The organism is Flavobacterium sp. GL_143 (assembly GCF_057834355.1).
In genome coordinates, this window is sequence record NZ_CM174401.1 from 1,656,936 (window position 1) to 1,679,459 (window position 22,524).

A 22,524-nucleotide genomic window follows, 5' to 3' on the forward strand; every position below is an offset into this window, starting at 1 on the left:
TTTTAAATCAGGCAAATAACAAAATTAGTTCTGTTTTCATCGGTTTGGTAGCTTAAATAACCTCCGTGAGCCTCGATAATATTCTTAGAAAGCGTAAGCCCGATTCCCGCACCTTCTTTTCGGGTTGTGAAAAAAGGAAGGAATATTTTATCTCTTATTTCAGGTTCAATTCCTTTTCCTGTGTCAGAAATTGTGATAAAAAAACGATTGTTTTCGGTCAGAGCCGATAAGTATATTCTCTTTTCCTGTTTTTCTTTCAATGCAAAAATACTATTGGTAATCAAGTTAATGATAACCTGTTCTATTTGGCTTTTATCAATTAGGATAGAACGCGAACTATTAATGTTGTTTATCAGTTCAATACCTTGTTCTTTTAAGATTGGTGCCATAATCTTTAAGCAATCTTCAAAAAGAGCATTAATCGATACCGGTTTTTTGTCTGGTGTAGGAAGCATGGCTAGTTTTCGGTAGTTTTCTACAAAAATCTGCAAATGGTCGCTTCGGTTTATAATAGTCGAAATGCTACTTTTTATATCATCAAAATCGTCTTCTTCCAATTTTTCCTGATCTATTATTTGAAGTAAATTTTGCGAAAGCGAACGAATTGGCGTCAACGAATTCATCAGCTCATGCGAAATTATTTTCATTAAAGTAATCCAGGCTTCTTTTTCTTTTTTATCAATTACACGCTGAATACTATCTAATAAAATGATGAAATATTCTTTGTTTAATGATTTTGTTAATGAAGTCTGAAGCATGAAAGTTTGTAAATCCTGTTGCTCGATTTTGACATCAATAGCCGTTTTTAATTCGCTAAATTGGGTGTTCTCGATTTCTTTGCAAAGTGACGGAAGGTAGTTTTTAAGATAATTCCAATGGCTTACTTTAGGAACCGCAAATGTGCTAGAGAAACAATTGTTCATTAGGAATATATTCCAATTGTCATTGTCTTTTTCCAGAATTAAAATAGCAGTGTCGATATTGTTTAAAATAGAGCGATAAATTAACTCTTTGGATGTTTGTTCTTGTTGCTTTTCTTTTAATGTATCATACAAAAGCGAGAGATTTTTAAAACTGCCTTTTCTTTGTTCTTCAGGAAAGTTGGTTGAGTAATCATTTTGAAGAATAGAAAGAATGGTTTTGTCGTAAAAACTCATTTTACTTTTGATGAAAAAATACATTTCAGCCAAAGCAATAATAACTACAGCAGCTACTAAAATGCTATTATAGTATAATCCCTTTTGTGCAAGATATAATGAAGAAAAAAGAATTATTATGACAATAAAAACACGTAAAAATAAGGCGTTATAAAATTTCCAGTTTTTCATTATTCGATATTTTTTAAACCGTATTTTTCAATTCTTCTGTATAAAGAAGCTCTTGATAATCCTAGTTCTTCGGCTGTTTTACTAATGTTTCCGTTGTTTTTAAGTAAAGATTTCTCTACGGCACTCTTTTCTATCTCTGATAAAGGATTTTCGTCATTAATCTGAAAATCTTCAAAATCCAGGATATCGAGATCGGTTATAGTAATGGTGTTGTTTTCGGATAGGATTAAAGCTCTTTCGATCTTGTTTTCCATTTCGCGAACGTTACCTTTCCAAGGATATTTTTCCAGATGTTTGGCAACATTGCTATCGAAAGTTAAATCGGTTTGATTGTATTTTTCTCCAATTTCGTTAAGGAGGAACTCAGCCATTGGCACAATATCGTCTTTTCGTTCTCGTAAAGATGGCAAAGTGATTTCCATAGTGTTGATTCGGTATAGCAAATCTTCGCGGAATGTTTTGTTTTTTACTTCGGCTTTTATGTCACTATTTGTGGCGGAAATTATCCTTACGTTTAGCGGTCTTGCTTTGCTTTCGCCTAAGCGTGTTACCGATTTTGTTTGTAAAACATGTAATAGTTTTGCTTGTAAATGCAACGGAATATTCCCAATTTCGTCCAGGAAAATAGTTCCGCTGGCAGCAGCTTCAAAACGTCCCGGAGTATCCGTTTTAGCATCGGTAAATGCACCTTTGGCATAGCCAAATAATTCACTTTCGAATAAATTATCACTTAATGAACCTAAATCAACATGTACAAAAGGTTTGTCTTTTCGTTGTGAGTTTTGATGAATATGTTGTGCGAAGACAAATTTACCAGTTCCGTTTTCTCCTAAAATAAGTACGTTAGCATCAGTTTTGGCAACCTTTTCGGCAATAGAATAAGCTTGTTTTATTTTGGCTGAAGTTCCAGTGAAATATTTCTTTTCTTCGGGTTTTGCAATTACTTTTTTAGATTTTTTTCGGCTTTCTTCAACAGCATTGTCTATTGTTGCTAGTAATTTTTCATTGTTCCAAGGTTTCAGAACGTAATCAAAAGCGCCAATTTTTATGCCTTCTACAGCAGTTTCTATTTTACCAAAAGCAGTCATTAAAATAACAATTGTTTGTGGAGATAACGTTTTGATTTCTTTGAGCCAATGTATTCCTTCGCGTCCATCTTCAAAACCAATGCGATAATTCATGTCTAATAAAACAACATCAATCGGACTTTCGGACAAAAGAGAGATGATTTTTTTTGGATCGTTTGTGGTAAAAATGGATTCGAAATGCTTTTTCAGAATCATTTTTACCGAAAAAAGAATTTCTTCCTGATCATCAACAACTAGTATATTGGCTTGTTTTTTTCGCATGAGCTATTTTTTTGTTCGATTGTGAACGGTCAACTGTTCATTATCGAACACTACTTTTTTTTGGTGGTTTTGAAACTGCTATATAAATCAATGCTTTATGAATTATAATTCTTTTGGCACAATATTTACCTATTGGTTATCAGTAAATTATTAGAACTCATGGATAAAGTAATTCCTCGTAAAAGTAAAAAAATTAGGTATCTGACAATAGGAATAGTAGCTTTTTTAGCTTTGGCAATTGTAGTATTTTTTTCTTTCAATAAAAAAAGAAGTCTGAATGTAAAGGGAGACGAATTAATCGTAAAGAAAGTCGAGATGGCTTTCTTTGAAGATTTTATGGTTTTTCAGGCTAAAGTAGAACCTCTTAATGTGATGTTGGTTAACGTAACCGAAGGAGGTTCGGTTAAAGAGATTTTTGTTGAGAACGGAGCTACAGTTGTAAAAGGGCAACCTTTGGCAAGATTGTACAATCCGAATACGGAACTTAATTATCTTACACAGGAAACAGCAATTATCGAACAGATAAATAATCTAAATACGGGTAAGTTAAACATTAGAAATCAAGAGTTGAATTTGACTAAAGATTTAGTTGCAATAGAACACGATTATAATGATGCAAAAAGATTGTATGATATGAACTCTAAATTATATGAAAAAGATGTAATCTCAAGAAATGATTGGAATACATTTAAGGAGAGTTTGCGTTTTCAGGATGAGCGAAGAAAAACAATTCAACAAAGTATTCAGAAGGAGAAGCAAACGAATCAATTACAAATTTCACAAATTAATCGTTCGATTCAGACCATGGAAATGAGTTTGGATATTTTGAGAAACAACAAGAAAAACTTTTTGATTACTGCTCCAGAATCGGGGAGACTTACTTCTTTTCAACCCGTTTTAGGAAAGACTTTTCAGGCGGGAGAAAGCATAGGGAGAATAGATTCTAAACAAGGTTATAAATTAATGGCCGAAGTAGATGAGTTTTATTTGGAGAAAATGCGCGAAGGTTTAAAAGGAGAAATCGAATATCAGGGAAAAATCCTAAATGTGCTTGTAACCAAAGTAATTCCTGAGGTAAAAGGTGGTCGTTTTTCTATTGAATTGAATTTTGATCCAAAAGAAAAAATAGTTTTGCAAGACGGATTAAGTTTTGGTGTGAAATTAATTTTATCCGAAAGAAATAAAATTCTTGTTTTATCTAAAGGAGCCTTTAATCAGGAAACAGCAGGAAAATGGATTTTTGTCGTAAACGGAAATAAAGCAGAGAAAAGAGTAATTAAATTAGGAAGAGAAAATCCAGCTTATTATGAAGTTTTAGGAGGATTAAAAGAAGGAGAATCGGTAATAACATCTTCTTATTTAGATTATAAAGATGTAGAGGAATTATCTATTAGTAGTAAGCAATAGTGTTCAGTAACAGTTTTTAGTTTACGTTTTACAATTCACATTTCACAAAAGAATAATGTTTCAATCATCAATCAAAAAATCACAATCAACAACACAATTAATATTTAAAAATATGATAACAATACAAGATTTAACTAGAGTTTTTAGAACAGAAGAAGTAGAAACTGCAGCATTAAGTGGTATTAATTTGAAAATAAAAAAAGGAGATTTTTTAACTATAATGGGGCCTTCTGGTTGTGGTAAATCTACTTTGCTTAATATAATCGGACTTTTAGATAGCGCCAGTGGTGGGAGTTATAAATTACTGGATAACGAAATGATTGGTCTTAAGGAAAAAGGCAGAGCTAATGTTCGTAAAGAAAATATCGGTTTTATTTTTCAGAATTTTAATCTTATCGATGAGCTTTCTGTTTATGATAATATAGAGTTACCATTAATTTATAATAATGTAAAGACATCTGATAGAAAGCAGAAAGTGGAGGCAATTGCCGAAAAGCTTAATATTTCTCATCGATTAAAACATTTTCCGCAACAGCTTTCAGGAGGACAACAACAACGTGTTGCCGTAGCAAGAGCTTTAGTTAATGATCCAAAAATTATTTTGGCGGATGAGCCAACTGGAAATTTAGATAGTAAAAACGGAAATGAGGTTATGGAACTTTTAACCGATTTGCATGCCAAAGGTGCAACGATACTTATGGTAACGCATTCGGATTACGACGCTTCTTTTTCGCAAAAAACAATCCATATGAAAGATGGGGTTATTTTTTCGGAAAGATTAAATCAAAGAAATGTAGATGTTTTTAAAGTATAGGAATCATGATAAATTTGATAACAATAGTAATTATAGAGATAGTAGAGTTTTGTAAAACACTGTTTTTATAAAGTAAAGTACAAACTAACCAAACCAAAATTAAAAAATTAAGATAATGATACTTAACTGGATAAAAATATTTATTTACCATTTAAAACAAAACAAACTGTTTTCGTTTTTAAATGTTTTAGGATTGAGCATAGGAATTGCAGGAGTTATTTTTGCGATTTTATATTGGAACAATGAGAACTCTTATGATCAGTGGAATCCCGAAAAAGAGAATGTATATCAGGTTCTTAATAAAATAGGTGCAACAGGAGATATCTGGGCTTCGAGTTCTATTCCTTTTGCAAAGACATGTAAAGCTACAATTCCTGAAATAGAATCTATCTGTTATATTGATAGTTGGTATTATGATGATGTGATTAAGTCTGACGGTCAAAAATGGATTGGTAAAAAAATATTAGTTGCCGATGGTGATTTTTTTGAATCCTTTCCATTTCCAATTGTTAAAGGAGCTAAAAAAGATATTCTGAAAGAGAAAAATAGTGCAGCCATATCTGAAGATGAGGCTAAAAAGATTTTTAAAAATGAAGATCCTATTGGTAAAACCATTACAAATGATGATAAATCGTATATCATTAAAGCGGTTTATAAAGTTATCAAGCCATCGTCTATTGAGCCTAATTATGTTTTTGGCGGACTTTTAAAGGAAAATGATGAGGGTAGTTGGGGGAACTTTAATTATGGATTGTTTGTAAAACTAAAAAAAGGAGCAGACGCAGCAAGTGTTTTAAAGAAAATGCAAAATGTGAATTTTGTAAATAGAACGCTGAAAGATGCTAAAGGAAGTGGGCAAACTGTTGAAGAGTACATTAAAGAAAATGGAGAAACGGAAGTTATCTTAGATCAGTTAAAATTAGGAAGACTTCATGGTACAAAATCCACCGCAGGAAGTAGTTATCCTGAAGGAAAAGGAAATTTACAGTTGTTGTACATTATGGTAGGATTATCTATTCTTATTCTTGCTTTGTCTTTGGTAAACTACATTAATCTGGCAACAGCATCGGCAATTAAGAGAGCTAAAGAAGTTGGTGTACGAAAAATTGTAGGAGCTAATAAATCGCAAATTGTATCGCAGTTTATATTAGAAACAGCAATAATTGTTATTCTGGCTATTCTTTTTGCATTGGCAATTGTAGAGCTTTCTTTACCTTTTTATAATGAGTTTTTAGATAAAAACTTAACTATGAATGGGACTGAGTTTTACCTACAAATCATTATTATTTTTGTTATTGTAATTGTTCTTGCCGGAATATTTCCTGCAGTTTATATCGCCAATTTTGAAACGCTGAAGGTTTTAAAGGGGAATTTTTCGAGAAGTAAAAGCGGAATCTGGATACGAAATTCGATGTTGATTTTTCAGTTCACCATTGCGGCATTTTTTATTATTGGTGCGCTGATTGTGTATTCTCAAGTGAATTACATGATGAATAAAGACTTAGGTTTTAGTGGAGATCAGGTTCTTAAGATTTCTTTTAATCATAAAAATCGTGAAAAAAGATTAGAAAAGTATTTTACAACAAAACAAGAATTACTAAAAATAGAAGGCGTTCAGAATGTTTCGACTTTTGCGGGGTCTTTTGGTAACGGAACTAATTCTAGTTCAGGCTTTACACACAAAGGAGTTTTTGTACAGCCTCGTAATGTTGATATGGATTTTGGTTTTCTTGAAATGATGAAAATTAAAATTGTTCAAGGACGTGATTTATCGCCTAAATATGCATCGGATACGGTAAGTAACTGGTTGATAAATGAAACTTGTGCTAAGATGTTAAATCTTAAAAATCCGATAAATACAATAATCAGTTCAGGTTGGGGGAATGAAAAAGGGAATATGAAATTTAAAATTGTAGGTGTAGTAAAAGATTTTCATATTACAGGATTACAAAACAAGGTTCCGCCAATGATTTTTATTAGTATTAAAACATTGAAATGGAATAATTTTAATAATGTGTTTGTAAAGGTAAACCCGAAAGATCTTGCCACAACTATTCCGAAGTTAGAAGCATATTGGAAAAAGAACATCAATGCTGATTTTCCTTTTTCTTATGAATTTGTAGATAAAAGTTTTGCAAAAACATATAGCGAACAGGTAAAACAGAAGAATTTGTTTTTTGTACTTAATATTGTTGTGATTGTAATTGCTATTTTTGGATTGTTTGCATTAGCATCATTTTCGATGGAAAGAAGATTAAAAGAAATTGCTATTAGAAAAACACTTGGTGCAGAAACAGACGCTTTGCTTAAAGAATTGTCGAAACAATATGTTGGATTTTGTTTGCTAGGCTTTGTAATCGGAATATTTCCAGCTTATATTTTGCTTAACAAATGGCTGGAGAATTTTGCCTTTAGGATAGATGTACCAGTCTTGCCATTTATTGTTGCATTGTTTGTGTTACTTTTCTTAACTTTGGTAATTGTTTTGGCAAAAGCATATCAAGTAACAAAAATCGATATTCTTAAATATCTTAAATACGAATAATTAATCTGAGCAATTAATTAAAATTGAGTTTTGGTTCCAGACCCGACAAGCGATTAGCTAGTCGGGTCTTTTTTATATAGAACCTTTTTTTTTATTGCTCAGCTATAGCATCTGAATAAAGTAATTTATCTAGTTTTTGATCTCTGTCATATACATCTGGATAAAAACCAATCTCTCCATCTTCGTTTACCCAAGCAGTAAAATAGCCAATATAGATTGGGATTTTGGTTTTTAATTTACAAGGCGTTTCTTTTTCACCACTCATTGCTTTGTCTATTTTATCAACTGGCCAGTCAGGATCGTCTTTTAAAATTGCAAGTGCCAGCCCTTTAGCTTCTTTTACGTTTATACAGCCGTGACTAAAAGTGCGTTTTTCAAATTCAAACAAACTTTTGGCTGGAGTATCATGTAAATAGATATCATTGGGGTTTGGAAACATGAACTTAACTAATCCTAGAGAGTTTTGAGGTCCGGGTTTTTGTCTTACATTGCCTCCGTTCCATTCCATATTATGATCAGCCAAATAGTTTTTATCCCTGGCTATTTCAGATTTTAATTCGTTTTTAATGATGCTCTGCGGAACATACCAGTATGGGCTAAATACAATTCTGTCCATATTACCACTAAAAATTACTGTTTCGGTCATACGTGTTCCCACAAAAACATCTGATACTAATTCGTATTTACCATTTTTAACATAAACTAGCTTGAAAGACGGGATATTCACCATTATGTATTCACTCGCTTGTACTAAATCTGTAGGGATCCATCGACAACGTTCCATGTTTAGCATTATGGTTTTGATTCTTTTAGCAATAGGCTCATTCATTTGATTGATGTGCTTTAGAGTCAATGCGTAATTTAATTTAAGGCCATATCTTTTTTTATACTTTAAAACAGCGTCCATCATCTCTTGATCATAGACTTCTCTATTAGAATTTTGCACTAAATCTCCAACTACAAATAAACGCTCTCTGATCTGTTTTATAACTAGACCGCTATCTAAAGGTCTTATATCTTTGAAATTGGCGCTATCGATATCTATTTTTGTCCATAAATTATTTTTTTCGATTGTTCGGTATTTTTTTAAAACCGCCTTTAGCTTGTAATATTGAGCAAATAAAAGGTTCTCGTCTTTGTTTAATCGGGCGGGATCTACCATTAGAGAATCTAGTATTTTTGTGTACGAAACACTTTTGGCAGGTAAGAACCAACCAATCTTTTTTAAAGTTGCAGGGTCAACACCAGAATAGACATTGCTTGCATAAAACACATACATATTAGATAATAAAAGTTCTGTGTCTATCTGAGGTAGTTTATTGGATACATTTTCATTAAAAACATCATTTACCAAGTCCATATAAGGCATCGTAGCTTTGATGCCATCACGGTCATTTAATAATTGTACTTTATGATACAATAAAAACCCAAATTCGGTAATGCTCTTGTCATCATACCAAATTGAGTTATATTCTTTCTTTTTATAAAGATCTAAAACGTCACTTTGGTATTTTTTTAATTTTGGATATTTCTTGTAAAACTCATTAATTAACTCAGGGGCAATAGAGGTTTTGGATACAAAAATGTTCTCTAAAGCGATTGTTTTGTTTTTTGTATTGATTTCTTTAGATGAAGATTTAAAAGAAACCAATAAAAAACTAATAACAATGATTACAGATGATAAAGTAAAATTCCGCATATTTTTAGATTTAAATTTAAAAATAGAATTCGATTCAAAAACATATAAAAAATATTTATAATTTTCTTAAAACCAAGTTTTTAAGTTCTATTTGCGTAGTAGGAAGTATAAGTTTGAGGTACTCAAATATAGTTAGTATTATTGATACTTATGGTGTATTATCCTAAAAAAAACATCTCAAAATTCGTATATTTTGATTGAAAAAGTATTTTAAGATTGTAATTGGGATAAAAATATTGTTTGTGTTTTTGTGTCTAAAAAGCGAATGTTAACAGTTAGAATCATTTTGAGTAATCTCAATATCAATAAATACAATTTAAAAGAGTTTGAATCTTAACTTAATCAGTTATCTTTGTAATCTAAAATCGGTTTAAATTAATATAGTTTTTGAAGCGATTATTGTCAATAGAAAATAGTAAAGTTAAAATGAAATTAGACAGAAAAGAAATCCTTAAAGCTTTAGAAACGATTACTATAGCTGGTGAAGGTAAGAATATGGTTGAAAGTGGAGCAGTAGCAAACGTTATTACTTTTGGTGATGAAGTTGTTGTAGATTTAGTTTTACATACTCCTGCAATGCACATAAAAAAACGTGCTGAAGACGATATTAAAAAAACAATACTTGAGTTAGTTTCTCCTGAAGCTAAAATTAAAGTAAACATTAAAGTTGAAACTCCGGAGAAAAACGAAATTAAAGGTCGTGCAATTCCAGGAATTAAAAATATTATTGCTGTAGCCTCTGGAAAAGGAGGAGTTGGTAAATCGACTGTTACAGCAAACTTAGCTGTTACATTAGCTAAAATGGGTTTTGCAGTTGGAGTTTTAGATGCTGATATTTATGGACCATCTATGCCAATTATGTTTGATGTAGAAGCAGAAAAACCTGTTTCGATATTAGTTGACGGCAAGTCAAAAATGAAACCTATTGAAAGTTATGAAGTTAAAATACTTTCTATAGGATTTTTTACAGCGCCAAGTCAGGCAGTAATCTGGAGAGGACCAATGGCTTCTAAAGCTTTGAATCAAATGATTTTTGATGCTGACTGGGGAGAATTAGATTTCATGTTAATTGATTTACCTCCAGGAACAGGAGATATTCATCTTTCAATAATGCAGTCACTTCCTATAACTGGAGCAGTTGTAGTAAGTACTCCACAAGCAGTAGCTTTGGCTGATGCTAAAAAAGGGGTTTCGATGTTTATGCAAGATAACATCAATGTACCAGTTTTAGGAATTATAGAAAATATGGCGTACTTTACACCTGAAGAATTGCCTGATAATAAATATTATATCTTTGGAAAAGAAGGTGCTAAGAACTTAGCCGAAGATTTAGGAGTTCCGTTTTTAGGAGAAGTTCCAATTGTACAGTCTATTCGTGAAGCAGGAGATTATGGTCGTCCGGCAGCTTTGCAAACAGCATCGGCAATCGAAACTGTTTTTGAAGAAATTACTAGAAACGTAGTACAGGAAGTAGTAAGTCGTAACGAAAGTTTACCTGCTACCGAAGCAATAAAAATTACAACAATGGCAGGATGTTCTGCAGTAAAGAAAAAATAAATTAGATAATTGAGATAATGATTCAAATTAGATAATTAGGAAATTAGATAATTAGATAATTGTAGTTTGTGTAAAAACAAAGCATTTATGCTTCAATCTGTACAGTCTTTAATTATCTAATTATCTAATTGACACATTCTCTAATCGACACATTCTCTAATTGAATATAAAAATTATGACAACAGAAGAATTAACAAGCAATGTTTTAAAAGCGCTAGATGAAATCAGACCGTTTCTGAATTCAGACGGAGGTGACATAACATTAGTTTCTATAGAAGATGATAAACACGTTAAGGTTCGCCTTGAAGGAGCGTGTACAAGTTGTAGTGTAAATCAAATGACGCTTAAAGCAGGAGTTGAAACTACAATTAAAAAGTTTGCACCGCAGATCGAAACTGTGGTAAACATTATGTAATTATAGCGATTTGCTATGGTGAAAAATATTTGTTTTTTGTGAATTAAACGAAATTATTACTAATGCTAATTAAAATTTTTTAGTATTTGTTTAGATAATTTGGATGCTGAATGTTGTATTGTTAAAAATGCGCTTGTTTTGTTTTTGAATTTAAATTTATTAATAAGAAAATAGTGTTAAAATTAGTAAATATTCAGAAAAATAACTTAATAAAGTAATTTTGACAAAAAAAAGTGTTAAGAATTAGGGGTTTTGCAATGGTATTTAATATAAATTTAACTTAAATTTGCCATATAACCTCAAACCTTACATTTATGAATAATTTTTACAAGCTAATTGTTTTGTTGCTTTTTACTTCTGCCACCTATGGTCAGCAGGCTACAGATAATCTATATGTTGATAAAGCATGGGTGAATGAATTCGAAGAATGGTCAGATTTTAAATTTACAGGTCAGATTATTATTTCACCGACACCTGAAGAGGGAAGTCTGAGAATTGCAAATTATGATTTTTTGTATGATTTTTCAGAAGGAAGAGCCAAATTCTCAAACAGACAAAGTTACGCAACAGCTGAGTTTTCCCATCCAAGAAAAATTAAAACCACTACAGATAAGCAAGGTATTGTGAATTCAACTTATGAAGGAACATTAATCTTTCAGAATGGGAATGATTATTATTCAGTTATTGCTGTAGTTACTATATTAGATAAAGGAAATATTATAGGCTTAAAAATGCACTTAAAGGATAATTTAAAAGAATATGCATTTAGTTTTAAACCTAGCAATTAGTATTTTGTAAAAGATAATGTATTTTTGCTATCTGAAAATGCGTTAATAATCAAAATTCCGATAAGTTAAAAATGGATGTATTAATAAAGATTAAAGATAGAGAGGGAGTTGTTCATGAACTACAAGCTCCAACTGATATGGCAATGAATGTAATGGAGTTGTGTAAAGCTTATGAGCTTCCTGTAGAAGGAACTTGTGGCGGAATGGCAATGTGTGCTTCTTGTCAGTGTTACGTGCTAAATGATGTTGAGTTACCAGAAATGGGAGACGAAGAAGAAGCAATGCTTTCGGAGGCGTTTTATGTTAAGTCTAATAGTCGTTTAGGATGTCAGATTCCTATCACAGAAGGTTTAGAAGGTTTGGAACTGGAATTAGCTCCAGAATATTAATATAAAGTATAAAGCGAGAAATTTTTCTCGCTTTTTTTTTATTCTTGAAACTTCACTTTTGGTAAAATTCGCTGTACAAATAAAGAATATGCTGATTCAGACGGATGTAATCCGTCTTGTGCAACCAAACTCGGATTCGATAATCCTTGTCGCGTGATATCGGTTATTGTAATAAATTCGATATTATTTGCTTTGCAATAGTTTTCTACAAAAGCATTGTATTTATCTATCTCTGATGAAATTGTTTTGCTATTGTATACAGCCGATTGTCCAAAAGGAGTATAAGCATAATCTGGTATGGAAACTACAATAACATTTGATTTTTTTCCTTTTGCTAAAGAAATTGCATTGTTTACCAATTGCGGGAATTCATTTTCGTATAAGGTGAAAGGTGCGTTCTGAAATTGATTGTTGACTCCTATTAGCAATGTCACTAAGTCATAATTAGATTCTGGATTTTCGGCTTTTATCGCTGATAATAAGTTAGAAGTTGTCCAGCCTGTTTTTGCGATGATTTTTAACGAAAATGAGGTTGCAGGATAGGTGCTAGATAAGTTGCGTCTTAATTGCTCTGGAAAACGGCAAGTTTCGCATACACTTTGTCCAATAGTGTAACTATCGCCAAGAGCTAGGTAGTTTATCGTTTTTGCAGTAAGAGGAGGAGTAATTGTAACTGGGGGAACAATAGTTTTAGTTGGTGGATTTGTTTCATTTTCCGAACTACAACTAATCGTAGAAATTGCGAATAAAAATGTAAGTATTATTTTGAATTTACTTTTCATAATATATAATTAAGGCATTAGTAATCTCCCCAATAATACTTACGTTAAAAATAGAATTTTGGTTTTTATACCATTTCTATTTTTATGCTGATTTCTTCTTCGATAGCATCCCATAATCCAATTCTTTTTTCTAATGCCAGAATGGAAATTTCTTGAACATCAGACCATTTTTGTGCGTCGTCTTCACATAAATCTGTAATCATTTTCATTGCCATAGGACCATGTTCATCTGCATCAAGTTCGATATGACGTTCAAAATAATATATCAGTTTTCTTAAATCTGTATCAGGTAAGTTTTCTTGAAAATTTTTCAATATCGCAGTAAACATATTCGGAATCAAATCTTCTCTTCCAAAAGTAAAAGCTGCTGCAATTTCATGTGGTTTTCCTTCTTCGATTACTCTAAAAGTAAAATCCAGAAAAGCTTTAATGTTTGGGTGTAATTGACTTTGTTTTATTGCAACAAAAATGTTTTGTAAAGAGTTTACTTCGTTTAAAAAACCTTGAATGTTTTTTGTGCTTGCTCCACAATCTTCCATTGCCTCAAGATACATTTCGTAATGACTTTGGCGACGACCATCAATACTTAAATCCGTTTCTTCGGCTAGTACAATTTCGTTAATTAAATATCTAGTCTCTGGGTTTTTACTAGCAAACCACGGTGTAGTTGTACAGGTAAGTTTTGCTTGTAAAGCTTTTAGTAAAGACATAAAATCCCAAACGGCGTAAACATGGCTTTCCAGGAAGCAATGTAAATCATCGATGTTTTGGATTTTTTTATATAGGGGGTGTTGTAATAAAAGATCTTTCTGAGGTTGAATGCTATTGTTTATAGTTTCAATATTCATGGTGGTATTTTTTTTGCAAATATAAAAAAGCTTCTTGGTAACAAGAAGCTTTTAAATCGTTTTTATAAATATTTTAATAGATGATTTCTATTTAAAAGCTGGAATTCCAGTAATATCCATTCCTGTAATTAGTAAATGAATATCGTGAGTTCCTTCGTAAGTGATTACACTTTCAAGGTTCATCATGTGGCGCATGATAGAGTATTCACCAGTAATTCCCATTCCGCCTAATATTTGTCTGGCTTCACGAGCAATGTTAATAGCCATATCGACATTGTTTCTTTTTGCCATCGAAATTTGAGCAGTTGTTGCTCTTCCTTCGTTTCTTAAAACTCCTAAACGCCAAGTTAATAATTGTGCTTTTGTGATTTCGGTAATCATTTCGGCCAATTTTTTTTGTTGTAATTGAGTTCCTGCAATAGGTTTGTCAAACTGAATTCTCTCTTTGGCGTATCTTAAAGCTGTATCGTAACAATCCATTGCAGCGCCAATTGCACCCCAAGCGATTCCGTAACGAGCAGAATCTAAGCAACCAAGTGGTGCTCCTAATCCAGATTTGTTAGGTAATAAATTTTCTTTAGGAATTTTTACATTATCAAAAATCAATTCTCCTGTAGATGATGCACGAAGCGACCATTTATTATGAGTTTCTGGAGTTGTAAAGCCTTCCATACCGCGCTCTACGATTAAACCGTGTATTCTTCCTTCTTCATTTTTAGCCCAAACTACTGCAATGTCAGCAAATGGCGCATTCGAAATCCACATTTTTGCTCCATTCAATAAGTAATGATCTCCCATGTCTTTAAAGTTGGTAATCATACTGCCTGGGTCAGAACCATGATTTGGTTCAGTTAAACCAAAACATCCAATAAACTCACCAGTAGCAAGCTTAGGTAAATATTTCATTCTTTGTTCTTCATTTCCGTATTTCCATATCGGGTACATTACTAATGAAGATTGAACAGATGATGTAGAGCGAACTCCTGAATCTCCACGTTCGATTTCTTGCATGATTAAACCGTAAGAAATTTGATCTAATCCAGCTCCGCCGTATTCAACAGGTATATAAGGGCCAAAACCACCTATTTCTCCTAAGCCTTTTATGATTTGTTTTGGGAATTCTGCTTTTTGAGCATACTCTTCAATAATAGGAGAAACTTCTCTTTTTACCCATGCTCGGGCAGAATCTCTAACGAGTTTGTGCTCGTCGCTTAATAAGTCGTCTAGGTTATAATAATCTGGTGCTTGAAATAGGTCTGGTTTCATAATTTATGTTTTTTTTCTAGAACAAATTTACACAATATAGATATAACAAAACAAAAGTAAATTGTTATAATTTTTATTGATTTAAAAATAATAATCAGAATTAAATTGTGATAATGTTAAGATTTCTATTGCAAATTATTGTTTGCTTATTGGTATTAATGAACTAAATTTGGGATAATTCAAAACTATATCGTTAATGAAATTTGTTAAATGCCTCCTATTTTTTTTTATTGCAAGTACTGTTTTCTCTCAGAAAAATTCGCAATTAAGCGATAAAGAGTATGTTCTATTACAAGATAAAATAAGAGTGTGTACAAATTCTAATGTAGATAGCGCTTTTATTTTTGTAAACAAAATGGAGCAATCGAGAGATTATTTGCATAAGACGTTTGCTTGTGGTGCAAAAGCATATTTATATCAGCTTAAAGATGATAGTATTAAAGCAAAAATGTTTTATGATCAGGCTTTTAGTTTTTTAGAGAAAGTAAAAAATTCAAAAGAAAAAAGAATACTACATGCTGATCTGTTAAATTATGGTGGACTTATCGATTGGAGAAAAAACAATCTAACTGCAGCTTTCGATAAATTCGAAAAAGGATTAACCATTGTTAAGAAGGAGAATGACCAGATTAGAATGGTAAAATTCTATATGAATATTTCTTTAATTAATATAGAAGTAGGTAATTATAAATCGGCAATCTTATCTCTGCAAGAGTCAAATAAAATAACGGATAGAATAAAATACTCGTTTTCTGAAGAGAAATTTACCAATTATAAGAGTAATATTAATTTTAATTTAGGACGAGCCTTTGAGAAAGCTTATGGGAAAAACTATTCTAATCCTAAACTTTTAGATTCTGCAAAACACTACTATACAAAAGCAATTTTATATTCTAATAATTACTTAAATACAAAACTAAATTCTAAAATGAGTCTAGGGAATATTTATTATATGAAGAATGATTTGGCTAATGCCGAAAAAATATATTATGATGTTTTGTTGTTTAGTGAAGAGAATAAATTGCTTCCCGAGTTATTTTCTGCTAGTTATAATTTGGGAAGTTTGTTCTTTAAAACGAAAGAATATGATAAGTCATTGTATTTTTTTAAAAAAGTAGATTCTATATATAGCATTACCAAGGTTGATGATCTGTATTATATTAACTCTAATTATTATTTAGCCAAGATTTATACCATCAAAAATGAACCTCAAGAGGCATTAAAATATTCTGAAAAATACTTTGATAAGTTCGAGACAATTCAGTCAAAAATTGATAATGAAGCTTTAGAAGTTAATTTTCGATTGGGTAATGTGAATGTCAAAAAAGAGATGGAAGATCTTCAGTCTAAAAATCAGAATAAAATTAGATTTTGGAATTTGATGATTTTTATTCTTGTTGGGCTGGTTGTGGTTTTGGTTGTTTTGTATGTAAAAAGCATTAAGAAAAAAAGAGAAACGGATAAGAAAGTGAATACTTTAATTGAAGAGTATAAACAAAGATTAGCGTTAAACAATGCAATTCCAGAAACAGTAAATGAAGAAGTGGTTGTAGTAGACAGTGTGCCTAAAATGGCTGTTAAAATGAATTTAGATTTAGAGAAGGAAGAAGAAATATTCGAAAAATTAAAGCAATTAGAAAAGAAGCATTACTATCTAAATTCAGATTTCACTCAACAATCTGTAGCTAAGAAAATTAAAACAAATACCAGTTATTTGTCATATGTTGTAAATAAGAGATTTGGTAAAACTTTTAGCGAATACTCTAATGAATTAAAGATTAATTACGTGATTAACGAATTAATAACGAATTCAAAATATCGTAAGTACTCAACTCAGGCGCTTGCCGAGAGTGTGGGCTTTAAAAATGCTGTTTCTTTTACAAAATCCTTTAGCAAAAGAACAGGAGTAACTCCAACTCAGTTTACTAAAAAATTAGAAACTACAGAATTCTGAGGGTAAAGCTGTAGTTTCTAATTTATTTCTCTACTAAGTCTGACCAGGTGGCCTCACGGTTCCTGGCGGGATAATATTTGCTATAATTTTAGGATCTGTATTAGGATCTATTATTGGTTCATCTCCTCCCATAATCATTTTGTAATGTTTTTTCGGGAGCTCATTTTTTTTAAAATCTTCGAGCGTTAACGAGGTCTTTTTCATAAGTTGTATTTGTTAGAATGCCAAAATTATAGAAAAGGAATACCGATAATTTGGATTGTGATTTTGAAATATATTTTTACTGGTTGTTTTTTTTAATTACCTGATAAATAGTGATTTGTGATGTAAAAAAGAGCTAAACTATTTATAAATTATATATTCATTTTTTTTAAAAATCCAAAAAATTAACTTTTTTTATGTGAAAGATTGTCAATATTTGTGATAATCCTTTCCATAATAATTAAGATTGTCCCTATGATTAAATTAGTTAACAAGTACCTTGACTTAAACAATTATTTAAATGCTAAAAAGGAGTTCGAAGAGTTATTCCTTTCTCATCCTAATTATCCAAGTCTATTTGCTATTACAGATTCATTGAATACATTATCAATAGAGAATATTGTAATAAAAGTCCCAAAAGAACAATTGCCTGAATTGCCTGAATCTTTCCTGGCAATTTATAATCAGGATTTAGTTTTGGTTCAAAAAACAGAATCTTCAATTACAATTGAGACTGAAAAAAGTAAAAAGATTACTTTATCAGTTGATGATTTCTCCAAAGACTGGAGTGGGGTTGTACTTGCAATAGAGCCTAATGAAGCTCAGGAAGAAGAAGTTTTAAGTGAAAATCCAAAATGGCTTAAGTATGGTATTTTGTTTTTGGCGCTAATTGTCTTATCTAGTTTTTATAACGATTATAAGATATTCGATTATGCTTTTTTAACCACCTCTTTATTGGGATTAATAGTAAGTGTTTTCATAATTCAGGAAAAGTTAGGTATAGATAACCAAATGGTGTCTAAGTTTTGTAATATCAATCCAAATACTTCATGCGAATCAGTTATTAAATCAGATAATGTAGATGTTAATAAGTGGTTTGGTTTTTCGGATTTACCATTAATTTTCTTCGTTACAGCAGTTCTTGCAATGTTAATAGGGCCAGCAAATTCTAATCTTGTAGGATTGCTTAGTCTGGCAGCTATACCAATCATTGTCTATTCTATTTGGGTTCAGAAATTCCAGATAAAAAAATGGTGCGTATTGTGTTTGGTTATTTCTTTTTTAATGATAGTACAAGGAATAGGTTGGGCTTTTGAATCTGAATTAAAGTTAAGCATTACGTTGGCTAGCCTTTTTCAGTATTTATTCTCTTTGATTCTTATTTCTTCGTTATGGTTTACTATAAAACCAGTTATTGAGGATAAATTAAAAGCAGAAAGTTCTGTGAAGAACTTAACCAAGTTCAGAAGAAACTATACTCTTTTTGAATTCTTATCTAAGGATGTTACTGCACAAGAAGGGTTTGATAAATTGGCAGGATTGCATTTTGGAAATACTACTGCTGCTGTCAAGCTTTCTATTATCATAAGCCCAAGTTGTGGACATTGCCATAAAGCATTTGAGGAAGCATTTGAGTTAGTTTGGAAATTTCCTGAAAAAATATCCTTGAATGTATTGTTCAATATCAATCCGGATAATAATCAAAACCCTTATAAAATTGTCGTAGAAAGAATGTTGATGATTAATGATACTAATCCTGAAAACATTGTAGAAGCAATATCTGACTGGCATATTAAAAAAATGACATTAGAAGTATGGCAGGAAAAATGGAAAGTTGATTCTATTTCTATGAAAGTTAATTTACAAATCCAGCAGCAATATGATTGGTGCTCACAAAACGGATTTAATTACACTCCAGTTAAAATTGTTAACAATAAGTTGTATCCTACCGAATACGAATTAAGTGAACTAAAATATTTTATTAATGATATTTTAGAAAGTAATGAAACGTTAGAGAGAGACTCTCTTGTCTATATGTAAAGCATTTATAAAATTCTTGCAAGAGTAGACATAAGCTTCAAGTGTCTTAAAATGATTGGAGTGATAACCAAATTAAAATTTCCCAATTATGTTAAAGAAAATTTTAAAGCTTGAAGGTGCTCAGGAATTAACAAGAAGTGAGCAAAAAACTATTGATGGAGGAATTAATATTGAATGTAGTCCTACTGGCGTATGTTCAGGTAGCACTAAATGTGTGTTCGATTGTAAGCCAGTAGGCGTGTGTAGACCGAATAGTTACGTTGAGAAGCTTTGCTAATATATTAATTTGAGAATAGCAAGATTTTGTTGTCTTTAAATCTATAGACATAAGCTTCAAGTGTCTTAAAATGATTGGAGTAATAACCAAATTAAAATTTCCCAATTATGTTAAAGAAAATTTTAAAGCTAGAAGGTGCTCAGGAATTAACAAGAAGTGAGCAAAAAACTATCCAAGGTGGAAGAGCTTGTGATCAAGGTGGATGGTGTCCAACAGGAAGTAAATGTGTATCTGATTGTAGGTTTGATGAGATTTGTAGGCCAAACAGTTACATTGAGTGTTAGTTTACTAATAGCTCAATTTAAGATTAATAAAACCAAAAAACCATATTATGTTAAGTAAAATTTTAAAATTAGAAGGTGCTCAAGTGTTAACGCAAAAAGAGCAAAAAAGTATTAATGGTGGTGTTACCGAAGTTTGTGCTAAAGCATTGGCTGCTGGATACGCAATATTAAAAGGATCGGCTCCGTGCCCTCCACAATATCCTTTAGCCGGAGGTGGTTGTTGTTTTGCAGATTAAAACAAAACCGTAAACTCATTTAGGACTTTACCTAATTAATAAAATAAAAGTATATAAAAATCGAAGCTCAAGTTTAAAATCGATTTTTAGTATGAATAGACATAAGCTTCAAGTGTCTTAAAATGATTGAAGTATTAACAAATTCAAAAAACCGTATTATGTTAAAAAGCATTTTAAGCCTAAAAGGCGCAGAAGAGTTGACAAAAAAACAGCAAAAAGAAATTAAAGGATCTTGGATTCCACCTGAAGGTAGATTTTGCCCGAATGGAACATGTCAATATTATGAAGGTGGACCTTGCAGAAAAGTATCTGATCAATGTATTTAATTCTGTTAAGTAATTAGACATAAAACTTCGAGTGTCTTAAAATGATTGAAGTATTAACAAAATTAAAAATCCCCAATTATGTTAAAGAAAATTTTAAAACTTGAAGGTGCTCAGCAATTAACCAGAAGTGAGCAAAAAATCATTAAAGGCGGATTAGCCTGTGGTGTTGATGGATATTGTCCAGGTACTAGTAAATGCGTGACAGATTGTAGGTTTTCAGGTATGTGCAGACCATCTAGTTATGTAGAGTGCTAATGTGCTAATGGCTTAATAGGATTAAGAAGTAGAAATGCTCTAAAATATAGACACAAACTTCAAGTGTCTTAAAAATTTTGAAGTAGTAACAAAATCAAAAAACCATATTATGTTAAAGAATATTTTAAAATTAGAAGGCGCTCAGCAACTTACAAATAAAGAACAAAAATCAATTAGTGGTGCAGCATCTGTACCAGTATGTCAACGTCCAGATATTCTTATTTGTTGTCCAGATGGTATATGTGCATGTGCTCCAGCAGGAACACCATGTATGCTGACTTAGATAATAGTTTGGACATAAAACTTCGAGTGTCTTAAAAATTTTGAAGTAGTAACAAATTCAAAAAACCATATTATGTTAAAGAAGATTTTAAACCTGGAAGGTGCTCAAGAATTGTCTAGAAACGAGCAAAAAGTTGTTAAGGGCGGATTGCGTTGTAGTGCAGATGGGTATTGTCCTGGTAATACAGTATGTGTTGGTAGAGATGTTGCAAATGGTGATGATGGTGATTGCAGACCAGCTTAATAAGATTTGGGACTGTACTCATGTAATAACCATTTTTTTAATCAAAATTGTATATAAAGATCCTTCATTTATATTGATATCAGAAGGATTCTTAGCTCAAGTTTTATATTACAATTTCATGGTTTAGACATAAATCCCAAGTGTCTTTAAATGATTGGGGTATTAACAAATTCAAAAAACCATATTATGTTAAAATCAATTTTAAAATTAGAAGGAGCTCAAAAATTAACTAATAGCGAGCAAAAAAGTATTAATGGTGGTGCATGTGTTATCCTTTGTTGTCCAGATACAGGATGCTCATGTGTTCCTAAAGGAACAGCTTGTATGCTATAGTTAATTGATTTCTATCAATTAATAATATTAACAAATTCAAAAAACCAAATTATGTTAAAGAACATTTTAAAATTAGAAGGTGCTCAAAAACTAACTAATAGCGAGCAAAAAAGTATCAATGGAGGAGGAGAATGTGTTATTCTTTGTTGTCCAGAAACAGGATGTTATTGTGTTCCTGTATCAAAGATTCCTCTTAAATGTTATAGTTAATTGATTTTGCTCAATTGACAAATTAGTAGTATTGAGCCCCGAGAATCATAAGATGACTGGGGTATTTTTTTAATTTTTAATCCATATATCATGTTAAAAAACATTTTAAATCTAGAAGGTGCTCATAAAATTGAAAAAAATGAGCAAAAAAAGATTAGTGCTGGTAGTGCTCCATATTGTGAAGCAGGTTTTTGTGCAAGACGTTCATTGGAAGATGGAAAATGGGTATGGGATTGTTTACCATGCTAATTAAGTTTATTTAATCACTTTAATTTAAAATATAATATCATGTTAAAAAACATTTTAAACTTGGAAGGCGCTCAAAAAATAACTAAAAATGAGCAAAAAGTAATTACAGGAGGTGGTGCGCCACTTTGTGACGAGGGTTTCTGTGCAGAACGTTTATTAGAAAATGGAAAATGGGTATGGCGTTGTATGCCTTGCTAATTAAATTTATTTAATCATTTTAATTAAAAATAATATGTTAAAAAATATTTCGAAAATAGATGGAGCTCAGGAATTAACAGAAAATGAGCAAAAATCAATTAAAGGAGGACAAAAAAATTGGGAAGTTTGTTGCCCAGAAGACGGTATTGCATATCCAGATTGCAGATATATTGAGTGTCAGGTTTAGTTTTCTCTATATTACATTTGAACTTCGAGTCCTGAAGTTAATTTCAGTTTAGCTATTTGAAGAGATTTGTAGAAAGTATCAGAGGTATTTGTTCAACAATTTAAAAAATATAATGATGTTAAAAAATATATCAAAAATAGACGGAGCTCAGGAGTTAACAGAAAATGAGCAAAAAGTAATTAAAGGAAACGGACCTGGCGATTTTATCGTTTGTTGTCCTGAAGATAATAATATTGCCTATCCAGATTGTAGATTTATTGAGTGTTCTAGATAATTTTTA

The 22,524-nt window shown here is 31.4% G+C and carries 27 protein-coding genes; 20 read left to right on the plus strand and 7 right to left on the minus strand.

Features of this window, described 5'->3' with window-relative positions:
* Positions 1 to 2: 2 nt before the first annotated feature.
* Positions 3 to 1,328 carry a sensor histidine kinase gene (locus AC3IPI_RS07090; protein WP_489158072.1) on the minus strand — a complete coding sequence of 442 codons (1,326 nt, stop codon included), beginning with the start codon at positions 1,326 to 1,328 and terminating at the stop codon, positions 3 to 5.
* Positions 1,328 to 2,677, minus strand: coding sequence for a sigma-54-dependent transcriptional regulator (locus tag AC3IPI_RS07095; protein ID WP_489158074.1), 1,350 nt, complete (start codon positions 2,675 to 2,677; stop codon positions 1,328 to 1,330). The genes AC3IPI_RS07090 and AC3IPI_RS07095 overlap by 1 nt, the downstream gene beginning before the upstream one ends.
* A gap of 159 nt (positions 2,678 to 2,836) precedes the next feature.
* Between AC3IPI_RS07095 and AC3IPI_RS07100 the strand changes: the two genes are divergently transcribed.
* From AC3IPI_RS07100 to AC3IPI_RS07110, 3 genes are all read left to right on the plus strand, one after another.
* On the plus strand, positions 2,837 to 4,084 hold the full coding sequence (locus AC3IPI_RS07100) for an efflux RND transporter periplasmic adaptor subunit (protein WP_039113770.1): 1,248 nt from the start codon (positions 2,837 to 2,839) through the stop codon (positions 4,082 to 4,084).
* A gap of 112 nt (positions 4,085 to 4,196) precedes the next feature.
* The gene (locus AC3IPI_RS07105) at positions 4,197 to 4,898 is read left to right on the plus strand and encodes an ABC transporter ATP-binding protein (protein ID WP_489158076.1); all 702 of its coding nucleotides are present in this window, start codon (positions 4,197 to 4,199) and stop codon (positions 4,896 to 4,898) included.
* A 115-nt stretch (positions 4,899 to 5,013) separates the two neighbouring features.
* Positions 5,014 to 7,443, plus strand: coding sequence for an ABC transporter permease (locus AC3IPI_RS07110; protein WP_489158078.1), 2,430 nt, complete (start codon positions 5,014 to 5,016; stop codon positions 7,441 to 7,443).
* A gap of 91 nt (positions 7,444 to 7,534) precedes the next feature.
* On the opposite strand, the gene AC3IPI_RS07115 is transcribed toward AC3IPI_RS07110, so the two are convergent.
* Positions 7,535 to 9,142, minus strand: coding sequence for a L,D-transpeptidase family protein (locus tag AC3IPI_RS07115; RefSeq protein WP_489158080.1), 1,608 nt, complete (start codon positions 9,140 to 9,142; stop codon positions 7,535 to 7,537).
* 426 nt (positions 9,143 to 9,568) lie between these two features.
* Here AC3IPI_RS07115 and AC3IPI_RS07120 point away from each other — a divergent pair, with 426 nt between their 5' ends.
* From AC3IPI_RS07120 to AC3IPI_RS07135, 4 genes are all read left to right on the plus strand, one after another.
* The gene (locus AC3IPI_RS07120) at positions 9,569 to 10,699 is read left to right on the plus strand and encodes an Mrp/NBP35 family ATP-binding protein (protein ID WP_039113774.1); all 1,131 of its coding nucleotides are present in this window, start codon (positions 9,569 to 9,571) and stop codon (positions 10,697 to 10,699) included.
* A 175-nt stretch (positions 10,700 to 10,874) separates the two neighbouring features.
* A complete protein-coding gene (locus AC3IPI_RS07125) occupies positions 10,875 to 11,114 on the plus strand; it encodes a NifU family protein (RefSeq protein WP_039113776.1) in 240 nt (79 codons plus the stop codon).
* A gap of 314 nt (positions 11,115 to 11,428) precedes the next feature.
* Positions 11,429 to 11,902 (plus strand): hypothetical protein, encoded by a 474-nt coding sequence (locus tag AC3IPI_RS07130; RefSeq protein ID WP_039113778.1) that lies wholly within the window; start codon positions 11,429 to 11,431, stop codon positions 11,900 to 11,902.
* Between the two features lie 71 nt (positions 11,903 to 11,973).
* Complete coding sequence (locus AC3IPI_RS07135) at positions 11,974 to 12,291, plus strand: 2Fe-2S iron-sulfur cluster-binding family protein (RefSeq protein WP_039116982.1); 318 nt, start codon at positions 11,974 to 11,976, stop codon at positions 12,289 to 12,291.
* A gap of 38 nt (positions 12,292 to 12,329) precedes the next feature.
* Here AC3IPI_RS07135 and AC3IPI_RS07140 read toward each other — a convergent pair whose 3' ends face one another.
* The 3 genes from AC3IPI_RS07140 to AC3IPI_RS07150 form a co-directional block, all read right to left on the minus strand.
* Positions 12,330 to 13,073: an SGNH/GDSL hydrolase family protein gene (locus AC3IPI_RS07140; protein ID WP_489158084.1), complete on the minus strand. Its 744-nt coding sequence runs from the start codon at positions 13,071 to 13,073 to the stop codon at positions 12,330 to 12,332.
* A gap of 65 nt (positions 13,074 to 13,138) precedes the next feature.
* A complete protein-coding gene (locus AC3IPI_RS07145; RefSeq protein WP_039113783.1) occupies positions 13,139 to 13,921 on the minus strand; it encodes a DUF3050 domain-containing protein in 783 nt (260 codons plus the stop codon).
* An 87-nt stretch (positions 13,922 to 14,008) separates the two neighbouring features.
* The gene (locus AC3IPI_RS07150; RefSeq protein ID WP_039113784.1) at positions 14,009 to 15,187 is read right to left on the minus strand and encodes an acyl-CoA dehydrogenase family protein; all 1,179 of its coding nucleotides are present in this window, start codon (positions 15,185 to 15,187) and stop codon (positions 14,009 to 14,011) included.
* A gap of 196 nt (positions 15,188 to 15,383) precedes the next feature.
* Between AC3IPI_RS07150 and AC3IPI_RS07155 the strand changes: the two genes are divergently transcribed.
* A complete protein-coding gene (locus AC3IPI_RS07155) occupies positions 15,384 to 17,141 on the plus strand; it encodes a helix-turn-helix domain-containing protein (protein WP_489158086.1) in 1,758 nt (585 codons plus the stop codon).
* Between the two features lie 33 nt (positions 17,142 to 17,174).
* Here AC3IPI_RS07155 and AC3IPI_RS07160 read toward each other — a convergent pair whose 3' ends face one another.
* Entirely contained in the window at positions 17,175 to 17,345 is a 171-nt protein-coding gene (locus AC3IPI_RS07160; protein ID WP_165572099.1) for a hypothetical protein, read from the minus strand.
* Between the two features lie 252 nt (positions 17,346 to 17,597).
* On the opposite strand from AC3IPI_RS07160, the gene AC3IPI_RS07165 reads away from it, so the two are divergent.
* From AC3IPI_RS07165 to AC3IPI_RS07220, 12 genes are all read left to right on the plus strand, one after another.
* Positions 17,598 to 19,163 carry a vitamin K epoxide reductase family protein gene (locus tag AC3IPI_RS07165; protein ID WP_489158088.1) on the plus strand — a complete coding sequence of 522 codons (1,566 nt, stop codon included), beginning with the start codon at positions 17,598 to 17,600 and terminating at the stop codon, positions 19,161 to 19,163.
* Positions 19,164 to 19,771: 608 nt separating this feature from the next.
* A complete protein-coding gene (locus AC3IPI_RS07170) occupies positions 19,772 to 19,960 on the plus strand; it encodes a hypothetical protein (protein WP_086895272.1) in 189 nt (62 codons plus the stop codon).
* A gap of 122 nt (positions 19,961 to 20,082) precedes the next feature.
* Positions 20,083 to 20,286: a hypothetical protein gene (locus AC3IPI_RS07175; protein WP_035621991.1), complete on the plus strand. Its 204-nt coding sequence runs from the start codon at positions 20,083 to 20,085 to the stop codon at positions 20,284 to 20,286.
* Positions 20,287 to 20,364: 78 nt separating this feature from the next.
* A complete protein-coding gene (locus AC3IPI_RS07180) occupies positions 20,365 to 20,541 on the plus strand; it encodes a hypothetical protein (protein WP_165572101.1) in 177 nt (58 codons plus the stop codon).
* Between the two features lie 109 nt (positions 20,542 to 20,650).
* Positions 20,651 to 20,824: a hypothetical protein gene (locus AC3IPI_RS07185; protein ID WP_489158091.1), complete on the plus strand. Its 174-nt coding sequence runs from the start codon at positions 20,651 to 20,653 to the stop codon at positions 20,822 to 20,824.
* A gap of 72 nt (positions 20,825 to 20,896) precedes the next feature.
* Positions 20,897 to 21,067, plus strand: a complete 171-nt coding sequence (locus AC3IPI_RS07190; RefSeq protein ID WP_489158093.1) for a hypothetical protein — start codon at positions 20,897 to 20,899, stop codon at positions 21,065 to 21,067.
* Positions 21,068 to 21,253: 186 nt separating this feature from the next.
* The gene (locus AC3IPI_RS07195; RefSeq protein ID WP_165572284.1) at positions 21,254 to 21,400 is read left to right on the plus strand and encodes a hypothetical protein; all 147 of its coding nucleotides are present in this window, start codon (positions 21,254 to 21,256) and stop codon (positions 21,398 to 21,400) included.
* A 51-nt stretch (positions 21,401 to 21,451) separates the two neighbouring features.
* On the plus strand, positions 21,452 to 21,610 hold the full coding sequence (locus AC3IPI_RS07200) for a hypothetical protein (RefSeq protein ID WP_165572283.1): 159 nt from the start codon (positions 21,452 to 21,454) through the stop codon (positions 21,608 to 21,610).
* A gap of 90 nt (positions 21,611 to 21,700) precedes the next feature.
* A complete protein-coding gene (locus AC3IPI_RS07205; protein ID WP_165763217.1) occupies positions 21,701 to 21,859 on the plus strand; it encodes a hypothetical protein in 159 nt (52 codons plus the stop codon).
* 39 nt (positions 21,860 to 21,898) lie between these two features.
* Entirely contained in the window at positions 21,899 to 22,057 is a 159-nt protein-coding gene (locus tag AC3IPI_RS07210; RefSeq protein WP_165572106.1) for a hypothetical protein, read from the plus strand.
* Positions 22,058 to 22,091: 34 nt separating this feature from the next.
* Complete coding sequence (locus AC3IPI_RS07215; RefSeq protein ID WP_165572281.1) at positions 22,092 to 22,244, plus strand: hypothetical protein; 153 nt, start codon at positions 22,092 to 22,094, stop codon at positions 22,242 to 22,244.
* Between the two features lie 112 nt (positions 22,245 to 22,356).
* Positions 22,357 to 22,518 carry a hypothetical protein gene (locus tag AC3IPI_RS07220; protein ID WP_207621538.1) on the plus strand — a complete coding sequence of 54 codons (162 nt, stop codon included), beginning with the start codon at positions 22,357 to 22,359 and terminating at the stop codon, positions 22,516 to 22,518.
* Positions 22,519 to 22,524 lie beyond the last annotated feature (6 nt).